Origin of the sequence: Acinetobacter sp. 243_ASPC (assembly GCF_001054715.1) — a bacterium.
Lineage (GTDB): Bacteria > Pseudomonadota > Gammaproteobacteria > Pseudomonadales > Moraxellaceae > Acinetobacter > Acinetobacter soli.
The window spans coordinates 1-12,924 of record NZ_JVOR01000112.1 but is presented as its reverse complement, the minus strand read 5'-3'; the positions used below and the strand labels follow the sequence as shown (position 1 = coordinate 12,924).

The 12,924-nt window shown below is 44.0% G+C and carries 11 protein-coding genes; 2 read left to right on the top strand and 9 right to left on the bottom strand.

Annotated elements, in window-relative coordinates:
• The 8 genes from tolA to ADA42_RS15420 form a co-directional block, all read right to left on the bottom strand.
• The coding region (gene tolA / locus ADA42_RS15455) for a cell envelope integrity protein TolA (RefSeq protein ID WP_048766099.1) at window positions 1-725 on the bottom strand (725 nt) is incomplete at its 3' end.
• A 3-nt stretch (window positions 726-728) separates the two neighbouring features.
• Complete coding sequence (gene tolR / locus ADA42_RS15450; RefSeq protein ID WP_004939356.1) at window positions 729-1,175, bottom strand: protein TolR; 447 nt, start codon at window positions 1,173-1,175, stop codon at window positions 729-731.
• Entirely contained in the window at window positions 1,175-1,873 is a 699-nt protein-coding gene (gene tolQ, locus ADA42_RS15445) for a protein TolQ (RefSeq protein ID WP_048766096.1), read from the bottom strand. The genes tolR and tolQ overlap by 1 nt, the downstream gene beginning before the upstream one ends.
• Window positions 1,874-1,899: 26 nt before the next feature.
• On the bottom strand, window positions 1,900-2,307 hold the full coding sequence (gene ybgC / locus ADA42_RS15440; protein WP_004939350.1) for a tol-pal system-associated acyl-CoA thioesterase: 408 nt from the start codon (window positions 2,305-2,307) through the stop codon (window positions 1,900-1,902).
• A gap of 284 nt (window positions 2,308-2,591) precedes the next feature.
• Entirely contained in the window at window positions 2,592-3,950 is a 1,359-nt protein-coding gene (locus tag ADA42_RS15435) for an amidohydrolase (protein WP_048766094.1), read from the bottom strand.
• Between the two features lie 218 nt (window positions 3,951-4,168).
• Complete coding sequence (gene ruvB, locus ADA42_RS15430) at window positions 4,169-5,173, bottom strand: Holliday junction branch migration DNA helicase RuvB (protein ID WP_004939345.1); 1,005 nt, start codon at window positions 5,171-5,173, stop codon at window positions 4,169-4,171.
• Between the two features lie 7 nt (window positions 5,174-5,180).
• The gene (gene ruvA, locus ADA42_RS15425) at window positions 5,181-5,786 is read right to left on the bottom strand and encodes a Holliday junction branch migration protein RuvA (RefSeq protein ID WP_048766091.1); all 606 of its coding nucleotides are present in this window, start codon (window positions 5,784-5,786) and stop codon (window positions 5,181-5,183) included.
• Between the two features lie 110 nt (window positions 5,787-5,896).
• Window positions 5,897-7,231, bottom strand: coding sequence for a deoxyguanosinetriphosphate triphosphohydrolase (locus ADA42_RS15420; protein WP_004939340.1), 1,335 nt, complete (start codon window positions 7,229-7,231; stop codon window positions 5,897-5,899).
• Between the two features lie 254 nt (window positions 7,232-7,485).
• On the opposite strand from ADA42_RS15420, the gene purL reads away from it, so the two are divergent.
• On the top strand, window positions 7,486-11,322 hold the full coding sequence (gene purL / locus ADA42_RS15415) for a phosphoribosylformylglycinamidine synthase (RefSeq protein ID WP_048766089.1): 3,837 nt from the start codon (window positions 7,486-7,488) through the stop codon (window positions 11,320-11,322).
• A gap of 119 nt (window positions 11,323-11,441) precedes the next feature.
• Window positions 11,442-11,561, top strand: coding sequence for a KGW motif small protein (locus ADA42_RS18895; RefSeq protein ID WP_004939335.1), 120 nt, complete (start codon window positions 11,442-11,444; stop codon window positions 11,559-11,561).
• On the opposite strand, the gene ADA42_RS15410 is transcribed toward ADA42_RS18895, so the two are convergent.
• Window positions 11,548-12,741 carry a YbfB/YjiJ family MFS transporter gene (locus ADA42_RS15410; protein ID WP_048766088.1) on the bottom strand — a complete coding sequence of 398 codons (1,194 nt, stop codon included), beginning with the start codon at window positions 12,739-12,741 and terminating at the stop codon, window positions 11,548-11,550. The genes ADA42_RS18895 and ADA42_RS15410 overlap by 14 nt on opposite strands.
• Window positions 12,742-12,924 lie beyond the last annotated feature (183 nt).

The following is a 12,924-nucleotide window of genomic DNA, read 5'->3' as shown; positions in this document are numbered from 1 at the left end:
TCCGCTTTGGCTTTTGCAGCGGCATCCGCTTTGGCTTTTGCAGCAGCGTCGGCTTTGGCCCTTTCTGTTGCTTCAGCTTTGGCTTTTGCAGCGGCTTCAGCTTTGGCTTTTGCAGCAGCATCCGCTTTGGCTTTTGCAGCAGCATCCGCTTTGGCTTTTGCNNNNGCATCCGCTTTGGCTTTTGCAGCGGCATCCGCTTTGGCTTTTGCAGCGGCATCGGCTTTAGCTTTTTGAGCGGCTTCAGCTTTGACCTTTTCGGCTGCATCGGCTTTAGTCTTTTCAGCAGCCTCTGCCTTGGCTTTTAATCTTTCTTGAGCTTCAGCTCGAGCTTTATCTTCTGCTTCACGCTTTGCTTCAGCTGCTGCTTTTTTTGCTTGTGTCAGCTCTTGAGCTTTTGCGGCAGCCGTTGCTGCTGCGAGTGCGGCGGCATTTACCTCAGATTGAGATTGCTCTTGAGGACTTGCAGGAATAATGGGAGCTTCTTGATTGGGTGTTTGTGTTGACTGTATGTTCTGTGCGACTTGCGTACTCGTCGTATCTGCTTCTTGAACAGGTAAAGCCAAATCGGCAGGGTTCACCAGTACAGTGGTGATTTTTTTAGGCGGTTCAGGTGGTTTACTTAAGCCCAAATAAAGTAAGCCAACAATTGCCAGCGTATGAACACCAAGTGTAAATCCGAGTGCAATTGATCGTTCTTTAAAAGCGGGCTTTTGAAAATTTTTCATGGGTTACTTTAATGGTTCTGTAAGCAGACCAACTTGTGTTAAACCTGCTGCTTGTAAAGTAGACATGAGTGAAACCACATCGCCATAAGGTCTAGATTTTTCACCATTGACCAATACAGTCAGCTTCTGATTGCTTTGATCAGCCTGAGCTTGAGCCTCTCCTAATATATTTTTGAGCTGATCGAGTGAAACAGGTTCTTCTTTGTGATCTTTATATTGCAGAAAAATCTGGCCATCTTGTCCAAGGGTTACGATTGCGGGTTCTTTAGATTCAATTGGTGTGTTATTGGCTTGTGGTAGATCTACTTTAATACCACTGGTGATCATTGGAGCAGTCACCATAAAAATAACCAAGAGCACCAGCATGACATCAATATAGGGTACGACATTCATGTCACTTTTTAACGGCTTTTTAATGCGCTCAAAGCGCCCGGAACGCTGAATGGCCATTATACGTCTTCCTGAGTGGAACCTACAGATTGACGTTGCAGCAATGCGACCATTTCTTCTGCAAAAAGTGCGCGGTCAGAATAAAGCGCTTCACCCTTAGCTGTATAATGGTTAAAGGCGAGTACCGCTGGAATTGCAGCGAACAAACCGATTGCTGTGGCAATAAGTGCTTCTGCGATGCCTGGTGCAACAGTGGCCAGGGTGACTTGATCAACTGCTGACAAACCGATAAAGGCATTCATGATGCCCCACACAGTCCCAAACAGACCAACATAAGGTGCAACAGAACCAATACTGGCCAAGGCACCAAGTCCTTGTTCGAGGCGGCCTTGATCCCGACTTAAACCGACACGTAAAATTCGCTCAGTTCCTTCAATACTTTGAGAGGCGGGAGCATGGCGCTTTTTAAGTTTAAAAAACTCACCCAGTCCATGATAAAAGATATCTTCAAGACCTGTGCGTTTTGAGTTGAGCTGTGCATTGTTGTAAAGCGTATTCAGCTCTGCACCCGACCAGAACATTTTTTGAAAATGTTCATCCTGTTGTGCAGATTTTTTATAGCTCATATGTAACTTGGCAATCAGATACCAACTATAAATCGATGCGAAAAGTAAGATCAACATTACGGCCTGTACCACAGGACTTGCTTGTAAAATAAGATCAGAAATATGCAATGAAGATTGAGCTGGTGTTGCCATAGTTACGTATGCCAAAGTTTGTTTTTTTAAGCTTGTTCCAATTCTTGAAGAATAAGACCACGAATTTCATCTGGTAAACGACGAGGGCGCAATTCAGCATTTAAACACGCCAGTTCCACTTCACCAGAAGCTAGCATGATTTCACCACGATATATATTTTGTTGCAATACAAATGACGAAGCTTTACATGAAACTACACTTGCTGTAACAGTGATCATATCGTCCATCATGATTGGGCGAATGTACTTCAGTGCAATTTTGTGCACAACAAAGTTATAGTCTTTTTGGTGCCAGTAGTGATCGATGCCAGAGGCACGAAGCCATTCTGTACGAGTTCTTTCAAGATAGCGAATATGGTTAGCATGATAGACGATACCGCCGGCATCAGTATCTTCAATATATACACGAATTTGGAATTCGAATTTATTCGCCATGAGAGTGTTCCGTCTTTTGATTCAATATTGTGTTTTGAGTTGGCGCTGTTCAAAATCTGTGGGAAAAGTAGAGAAATTTGCTCATGCGCCAAGGTTCTACCGCATTGAAGTTTATCAGCTTATCTGAAGCGTCCAATGGCACAACACTCCAATCATCATGATGATTTAAACGGAAAAAAAATTCTGGAATTTTTCATAAAAACCCAGAATAATTAAAATCTTAGCGATGCATAATTGTTTAATTTTAAGCAGAGTGCACTCATTTAAATTGCCATCAGTTTCAATTAAGATGGATTCTGATCTTTATTTAACCAAGCATCTTGTACTTTTTGCGCTACATTTGGATAGTCCAAAACAAACCGCACATGTGTTTCAACGCCTGTTTTTAAAGTTGCATCATCGACAATAAAATTAGGATTATGATTTGGTGCGGCTTTGTTAAGTTCAACTGTGCTTGGGGTTGCTCCAAGAAATACAAACAATGATGGCATGTATTGGCCATAGTATGAAAAGTCTTCACTCGCGCTGGCATTCGTATCTAGGCGATGTAGTTTTTGCACACCAACAACGGCATTAAGTGTTGGCAGCATAGATTCAGTTAATATTTTATTATTTGAGGTGACCGGAGCATACTGTGCGATATCAACGTGGGTTTTCACATCATTTGCCAAGCCAATGTGCTCAACCATAACAGGTAAATCTTTTAGAATCGTTTGACGAATATCTTCATGATTAGAACGAATAGTCCCAACCATAGCAACTTGCTCAGGAATAATATTACCTGCCGTGCCTGCCTGAATATTTCCAATACTGACAACGCCCATTCCTTTAGATAAATCGGTACGACGACTTATCAAGGTCTGTAAATTATTGATAATCTCTGCTGAAGCGACAACAGGATCGCGTCCATACCAAGGTGTTGAGCCGTGTACGGCTTGTCCCGTAACACGAATACGAAGCTGATCTGCACTGTTTAAAATCACACCATCTTTGTAATATAGCTCTCCACTTTTCATACCCGCGATCACATGAAGACCAAATATCACTTCAGGTTTTGGTTGATTTAATGCGCCATCTGCAATCATTTTACGTGATCCAATTTGATCACCCTGAGTAAAGTTATCAATATCTGCACCGCCTTCTTCAGCAGGCTGAAATAGAAACACCACTGTGCCCGCAATTTTATCTTTATGCTGAGCGAGAATTTTTGCAGCGCTCAGAAGCATCGCGGTGTGCGCGTCGTGACCACAAGCATGCATCACGTAACTTTCTTTACCTTGATAGATGGCTTTGGTTTGACTTGCGAAGGGAAGTCCTGTTTGCTCTTGCATAGGAAGTGCATCCATATCGGCACGTAATGCCATTACCGGACCTGGTTTTGCACCTTTTAATATGCCCACCACGCCTGTTTTAGCATAACCGGTTTTTACTTCAATACCATAAGATTTCAGCTCGGACTGGACCAGTTTTGAGGTTTGAAACTCCATATTCCCAAGTTCGGGATGCTGATGGATTTGATGACGTAACTGAATTGTTTGCGGTTCAACTTGTTGAGCTGACTGTTTCACCCAATCGGCATAACTCGCTGTGCAGACTGTAAAAAGTGACAGCGTGCATAGCAGTGCTTTTTTAAATTGTTTCAAGAGAAAATTCCTTTTTCAAAAATCGTTTTTTGTATTTTGATAACGTTATTTTGCCAATTTTATGGCGAAATTGCATGAGCGTATTAAGTATAAAAAAATACTTAATACGTATACTTATTCTTTGATTATTATAAAAATTAGAGAAATGATATATGTAAAAAAGCCACGATTTAAATGTGCCAGAGATCAATTTTTTCTCGCTGGCACATTCTTAAAAATTAGCTTTTAGGCTCTGGCGGGGTTAAGCCAAATTGTAAATACGCCATGTTGGTGGCAATTCGGCCACGAGCGGTACGCATCACATAACCTTGTTGAATAAGATACGGCTCAATCACATCTTCAAGCGTTCCGCTATCTTCTGCCATAGCGGCAGCCAATGCTTCCACACCTGCCGGTCCGCCATCAAAACGTTCAAGCAGCATGCTTAAGTAACGTCGATCGAGTGTGTCTAGCCCGTCTTTGTCTACATTCAGCATATCAAGTGCACGTTGCGCCATTTCTTGTGTAATTTCACCAGTCCCTTTTACCTGCGCATAATCACGTACTCGTCGGAGCAAACGATTGGCGATACGCGGCGTACCTCGTGCACGACGTGCGATTTCGGCCGCACCCGAATGTGTGATCGGAACATCCATCAGATTTGCAGAGCGCGTCACGATATGGGTCAGATCCTCGACCGAGTAAAATTCAAGACGCTGGACAATACCGAATCGATCACGCAGCGGCGAGGTGAGTAGACCTGCTCGTGTTGTGGCGGCCACTAGGGTAAACGGTGGAAGATCAAGCTTGATCGAACGCGCAGCAGGCCCTTCACCAATCATGATATCCAGTTGATAATCTTCCATTGCTGGATACAGAATTTCTTCGATGACCGGCGATAAACGATGAATCTCATCGATAAACAGCACATCACCTTCTTCAAGGTTGGTCAGCATGGCGGCAAGATCACCGGCACGCTCAAGCACCGGGCCTGAAGTTGACTTGAGGTTTCCACCCATTTCTCTGGCAATAATGTTGGCCAGTGTGGTTTTTCCTAAGCCAGGAGGACCAAAAATAAGCGTATGATCCAGTGCTTCACCTCGGCCACGTGCCGCACCAATAAAGATTTCCATTTGCTCACGAACCACGGGCTGACCAATATAGTCAGCGAGCGAGGTAGGACGAATGGCGCGATCAAAATGATCTTCTGGTTTTTCACTGCCACTGATTAAACGATCACTCATTGACGGCTCACTTCATCATCGATTTTAATGCAGCACGAATAATATCGGCTGCTTCAGTGTGGCTGGCTTTTGCTGCTGCCACTGCTTTTTGTGCTTCTGCTGGTTTATAGCCCAATGACTGTAAGGCGGCTTCTGCTTCTGCCACGGGGGAGTTAGCGCTAAACTGGATCTGTGCTGGCGCCATAGCGGAGCCTGTGCCACTCGGAGTAGATAAGGCTTTGAAGCGATCACGTAACTCTATCATTAAACGTTCGGCTGTTTTTTTACCTACCCCAGGAACTTTAATAAGAGTATTGATGTCGTCATGCTCAATGGTATGGATCAGTAAATCTATGCTAAGGGTAGATAAAATGCCCAATGCCATTTTGGGACCAACACCGTTCACTTTGAGTAGCGTTCTAAAAACCAACTTTTCTTGTGCATCGATAAAACCAAATAGTTGCTGTGCATCTTCTCGAACCACCAGATGCGTCCATAATGTGACGCGTTGTCTTTTTTGCAACTGACAAAATGTTGATAGCGGCGTGTCGATTTCATAACCGACACCATTGACATTCAGCAATACGGTCGGCGCCTCAAGCGCAAAAACTTCACCAATTAAACAACCAATCATGCGATTCAATCACTCTTCAAATTCAAAAAATACAATAACAAAAATCTTGATACTCCACAGCAAATAACCGGCTGTTGTACAAGCAACTGATTTGATCTGGCGACTAAAATTTAAAACATGCTGACTTTATTGCCTTTGAGCTCTTGCGAAATGGCATAAGCCTGATGGTCGGAAAAACGGCTGATAATATCTAAAATCTGCATGATGTTCTGATAGAGATCATCACTCATGATCATGCCAAGATTTTGCAAAATTACCATTAAACGCTGATCTTTAAAGCGTAGCCGCTGTTTTGGTTGGGCAAGCGGAATAAAAGCATCGAGTAAATGCTGCAAACTCGAGTGTGCCAGTAATTCAAGATCCGCTTTGTGTGGATGATCAAAAATTTTATCTCGAGTCAGGTTTTTTGCATTTTGAATACCAATATGAATATCACTTGGGCAATATTGCAATAAACCGCCATTGAGCTTACCCGCCAGTATTTCATCATGATGACGTGCAAAGGCATTGGTTACTTCTGCAACTAAGCGTTTCATCACCCGTCCACGTAGGGCCGCGACTTTCTGATGCCATGTGGCGTGCGGGAGGGTCAGTTCGTGTGGGGTGCCATAGTCACCAATCAAATTCAGAAAATAAGGCTCAACTTCATCATATTCGAGCATGTTCATGCTGATGCCATCTTCAAGATCAATCAGGGCATAACAAATATCATCGGCCGCTTCGAGTAAATAGGTTAAAGGATGGCGACAATAATGATATTCGCCCAACTGGATGAGCCCAAGTTGTTCTGCAATTTGCACCAGCACTTCTTTTTCAGACTGATAGCAGCCAAACTTGGAGCGCAGATGCGTTGAGTCGATATGGTCAACCGGATGAGACAACCACGGATATTTTAAATAAGCACCCAGTGTAGCAAAAGTGAGTCGCATCCCACCGTCATTGGGGTGATAATCCAGACGCGTTAAAATACGTAAGCCTTGGGCATTGCCTTCAAACTGACATACATCGGCATGTTGTTCGGGGGTAAGGCCTTCAAGATAGCGCTGATTTTCAGCTTCATCGAACCAGTCACGAATGGCATATTCACCTGCATGACCAAAAGGTGGATTGCCAATGTCATGTGCAAGACACGCAGCCTGAATAATGGCACCGATGTCTGATGGAGAAATCCACGCGGGAAGTTCATTCTTGATTTTTTCAGCAGCTAACATTCCTAATGTGCGCCCAACACAAGACACTTCAAGTGAATGTGTGAGCCGTGTGTGAATGCCATCTTGCTGGGTGAGCGGGTGGACTTGAGTTTTGCGGTTTAGTTGTCGAAAACTCGGCGAGAAGATGATGCGATCATAATCTTTATGATATGGGCTACGGGCCAATTCAGTTTTACTTTTTTTACTACCTAAACGAACCGCTGAAAGCAGCTCTAACCAGCGCATTTGTTCCATTTATAACTTTTCTTGAGATCTCTGATTTCATGATGCCAAAAAAAAGAAAAAAGCACTAGATCAGTGCGACAGAAGTTGGCGCTTTTAGTGAAATTTAATTTCTTTTCGTGATTGTGATTATTTTGATGCAATTCATTTAGATAATACGGAATGTTCATCTAGCCGATTTTTGCTTTTCACAGTAGAATATGCGCTCTCTCTAAAGTCACATTGCGGTAAAGTTCATCAGACTTGCCCGTGGAGCCAAAATCAACATGTTTATCGTGGCCGGTGCACCAGCACATTCTTCTTTTAAGAAAGCTCAACTATTAACACGTTTATCGTCAATTAGTTCTGTACAATCTTTTGACAGCCAATGGGTTTATCTGTTTGATCAAGCGCTCAACGAGCAGCAGCATCAATCTGCATTACAACTATTAAATGATGGATCATCGTTTGAGCTGCGTCAGGCGGCAACAGATGAAATCCAAGTTTTGGTGACGCCACGTATCGGCACCATTTCGCCGTGGTCGTCTAAAGCCACCGATATTTTCAAAAACTGTAATACACCGATTCATCGTTTAGAGCGTGGTATTTTGTTTACCCTTAAAGGGATTAGCGAAATGACCAATGAAGTGAAACAAGCACTTCATGACCGCATGACTGAAACAGTTTTTGCAGAAATTGACAGTGCCAATGCATTGTTTTTGGAAACTTCGCCAAAACCGCTCAACTCGATTGATATTTTGTGTGAGGGTAAAGCGGCACTGGTTAAAGCCAACAATGAATTTGGTTTTGCATTGTCTGAGCAAGAAATTGACTACCTTACCGATGCCTTTACTCAATTGGGCCGTAACCCGAACGATATCGAGCTGATGATGTTTGCTCAGGCAAACTCAGAGCACTGCCGTCATAAAATCTTTGGTTCAGAGTGGACGATTGATGGTGAAGTACAGCCGTTATCCTTGTTCCAGATGATTAAAAACACCTATAAAGAGTCACCAGACGAAGTGTTATCTGCCTATAAAGATAATGCGTCTGTGATTGTGGGCTACGATACTCAGCGTTTTTATCCAAAAAAAGACAATGACACCGGTCATTATATTTATAAATATAAAAGTCAGGCTGCACACATCCTGATGAAAGTTGAAACCCATAACCATCCAACTGCAATCTCGCCATTTGCGGGTGCTGCAACGGGTTCAGGCGGTGAAATCCGTGATGAAGGCGCAACAGGCCGTGGGGGTAAACCAAAAGCAGGCTTGACCGGCTTTACCGTTTCAAACCTTAATATTCCGGGCTTTGAACAGCCTTGGGAAGAAAACTACGGTAAACCGTCACGTATGGCATCTCCACTTCAAATCATGATTGAAGGTCCATTGGGTGGTGCAGCATTTAACAATGAATTTGGCCGTCCGGCATTAAACGGTTATTTCCGTACATTTGAACAAAATGTCAACGGAGAAGTGAAAGGCTTCCATAAGCCAATCATGATTGCGGGCGGTTACGGCAACATTCGTCCAGATCATGTCGAAAAAGATGCAATTCAACCAGGCGATTTACTGATTGTACTGGGCGGACCAGCCATGTTGATTGGTTTGGGTGGTGGAGCAGCATCTTCTGTAGACAGCGGTACCATGGGTGAGAGCCTTGATTTTGCTTCTGTACAACGTGAAAACCCAGAGATGGAGCGCCGTTGCCAAGAAGTGATTGATACCTGCTGGCGCCTAGAAGATTTCAACCCGATTGTGTCTGTTCATGACGTTGGTGCAGGTGGTCTTTCAAATGCGATGCCTGAACTGGTAAACGACCATGAATTGGGTGCGATTTTAAATTTACGTAAAATTCCATCGCTTGAGCCTGGCATGAGCCCAATGGAAATCTGGTCAAACGAAGCACAAGAACGTTATGTGCTTGCGATTCGTCCAGAGTCTTTGGCTCAGTTTGAAGAAATCTGTGCGCGTGAGCGTTGTCCGTTTGCTGTGCTTGGTGAAGCAACTGAAGCGCGTCATTTAACGGTTGAAGATCCATTGTTTGAAAACAATGCGGTGGATATCCCGATGCAAGTCATGCTAGGTGGTACGCCTCGTATGCAACGTTCTTATGAAAGCATTGAACGTGAAGGTACAGCTTTTGATACGACACAGATCGATTTAAAAGATGCCATTTTCCGTGTACTTAAAAACCCAACTGTGGCATCTAAATCGTTCTTGATCACCATTGGTGACCGCTCGATTACTGGGATGGTGGCACGTGACCAAATGGTTGGCCCATGGCAGGTGCCTGTTGCCGATGCTGCGGTGACCACAACCAGCCTTCAAGGGTACACAGGTGAAGCTATGGCAATGGGTGAACGCCCGCCGGTGGCATTGTTAAACCCTGCGGCATCTGCACGCCTAGCGGTGGCTGAAGCGATTACTAATATTGCATCGGCCAATATCGAACAAATTGGTGACATCAAACTTTCTGCAAACTGGATGGCAGCTGCAGGTCAAAAAGGTGAAGATCAAGCTTTATTTGAAGGTGTAAAAGCCATTGGTATGGAAATGTGCCCTGCGCTGGGTATTGCGATTCCGGTCGGTAAAGACTCGCTTTCCATGCGTACGACGTGGAATGATAATGGTGAAGACAAAGCCGTGACTTCGCCAATGTCGGGTGTGATTACTGCATTTGCACCTGTGAGTGATGTGCGTAAAACCTTAACACCAGAGCTGAAAAAATTTGATGAATCTGTTCTGGTTCGTATCGATTTATCGAAAGGCCAGTTCCGTCTCGGCACTTCGATTCTCACTCAAGTATACAAGGCAATCGGGACGGTTACGCCAGATGTTGACAGTTTTGATGACTTAAAAGCATTTTTTGCGTTGGTACAAGACTGGAATAATCGCAGTTTAATTCAAGCCTATCACGATATCGGTGATGGTGGCTTGCTCGCTACGGTTGCCGAAATGATGTTTGCATCACGTTTAGGTGTTGCACTTGAACAGCAAAGCGTTGAAAGCCTGTTTGCAGAAGAAATTGGTGCAGTGGTTCAGTTAAAAGCTGCAGATTGGGACGCTGTACAAGCTGAAATTTCGGCTTCTAGCCTTAAAGATGCGATTTCGGTAGTTGGCCGTGTGAACAGTTCAGATCAATTAACTGTGAACGGTTTAACTTTTGAACGTGCCGAATTACAACGTGCGTGGGCAGAAGTGTCTCATCAAATTCAGCGTTTACGTGACAACGTTGAAACTGCCGACCAAGAATTTGCCTTGATTTCAGATCAAGATCATAAAGGTTTGATTGCACAAGCTACTTTTGATTTAAACGAACCAGTTGAAGCGCCTTTCATTGCGACACGTCGTCCAAATATGGCGATTTTGCGTGAGCAAGGTGTCAATGGGCACGTTGAAATGGCGGCGGCTTTTGATAAAGTCGGATTCAACACCATTGATGTTCACATGAGTGACTTACTCGCCGGTCGTGTCGATCTTCAAGATTTTGAAGGTTTGGTGGCATGTGGTGGCTTCTCTTACGGTGATGTCATGGGTGCAGGTGGTGGCTGGGCCAAATCGGTGCTGTTTAATCCGAAATTACGCGATCAGTTTGAGAGCTTCTTCCATCGTGACAATACCTTTAGTCTGGGGATTTGTAACGGATGTCAAATGCTGTCACAGCTTGCACCGCTTATTCCGGGTGCTGATGCATGGCCACGTTTCCATCGTAACGTTTCGGAAGTGTTTGAGGCGCGTAGCGTAAACGTGCGTGTTGAAAAATCGGTGTCGGTATTGTTGCAAGATATGCAAGGTTCGATCTTGCCAATTGCAGTCGCTCACGGTGAAGGTCGTGTAGTGACAACCGATGTTCATTTGGCGAGCTTAAATGCCAATCAGCAAGTTACTTTACGTTATGTCGACAGCTTGGGTAACCCAACTCAGCATTATCCGCTGAACCCGAATGGTTCACCAGAAGCTGTTACAGGTGTGACCTCTAAAGATGGCCGTGCAACCATTATGATGCCGCATCCAGAGCGTAACTTCCGTGCTATTCAACATTCTTGGTCACCAGAAAACTGGACTGAAGATGGTGCATGGTTACGTATGTTCCGTAACGCACGTAAATTTATTGGCTAATTCAGCCGCATAAAAAAACGCCACCTTGTGTGGCGTTTTTTTATGCTGTTTATATTTTGTGCTGTGGTATGGCTTTTGCTTTAGATTTATCAGCACAATAAAAAAAGGATGTATCTGCAATGTATTCTAATAAGCACACAGTTCAACACAAACGCAGAGGGTGGTGGTTATTTGGCATGGTGATGAGTCTGGAAATGCTCTGGATTGTGGCAAATTATTTACGCCTTAATGTGTCGTAACCACATTCGCGGGATTCGGTGTACGCAGTGTCCAGAGCAGGCCCCAGATCAGAGCTGCCAAGCCCATATAAAAGCTTTGCAGTAATGTCCCTCCATGATCAATCCAGAGTTTAGCCAGCCACGGTCCAATTAGTTGGGTGCCAGCATATAGGCTAATCAGCGCTGCGTACAGTTTAGGGCCTTGATGCGGTTGAAAGATTCGCGCAATTCGCTGAGAGCACACCACAGTCCCCATAAAACTCCCACCCATCAAAATCGCGCAGATCACCACACCGATTGCATTATGAAAGATCAATACAGCAATCAAGCTTAAAATTTGCACAATATAAGAACAAATCAGTGCAAAGCGGTCATTGGTACTTGCACCGAGCTTATTCCAGAAAGGTAACAAGATTAGGCAAGAAAGTGCCGTAATTAGCCAGATATTGGTCAGAATGAATGGCTGGTTACGAATTAACTCATGTGCTAGTGTAGGCAAAAATGTCATCGGTAAAATATAGCCTAAGCCAGCACCTGCATAGCCGATAAATAACGGAGTACTGTTTCGGTCTAGTAAGCGTGATGAACGAATGACGACTGTAGGGTGAGAAGATAATGTAATTTTCTTAAGTTGCCAGACACTAAATAACGCCAGCGGCAGCGCCACCAAGCCGATTGGAATCCAGCGCAATTGTCCGCTAAACCATGCCGATGACCAGTCGATTAATATGCTGTCTAAAATGAGCCCAATCGACACGCCTGTAAACATCAGCCCGCTTAACTGTGTTTTATGATGCTCTGCCAACCATTCAAGAATCAGCGCAGGGACAAGCACAAACACCAGCCCGTTGGTGATACCATTGCATAAACGCAGCAGTAGAAAAAACGTATAATCTGTTGTGATAATTTGCAAAATAGTCAATCCTGCATTGACGAGTAATGCCCAGATCAGCACACTTTGCGTGCTGTTTCGTCCATGTAGAGAGACTGCCACCAGTGCACCGACCAAATAGCCAATATAATTCCAAGTTGCGAGATTAGCCCCTTGAGCAAGTGTGATCACATTATCTTGAATGAGATAAGGCAGTAAGGGGGTAAATGCAAATCGTCCTAGACCATGTGCCACAATTAAACTTGAAATGCCTGCGAACAGGATAAGTAACGTTTCGGCTGGGCGTGGCGAGGAGGCGGTGAGTGTCATCTGACTATAAGCTCCATCTATAGATCTGACAGCTGTATTTGGAACAGCTAAAATATCATGCTTTGGTTCGCTTCGAATATCATTAATCTATAACCACTATTTAAAATTATTAGGAATTTTATATGCTTAAACTAATTTATTACGTACCTGAATCTCATCTGGAATCGACCAAAGCTGCAATTT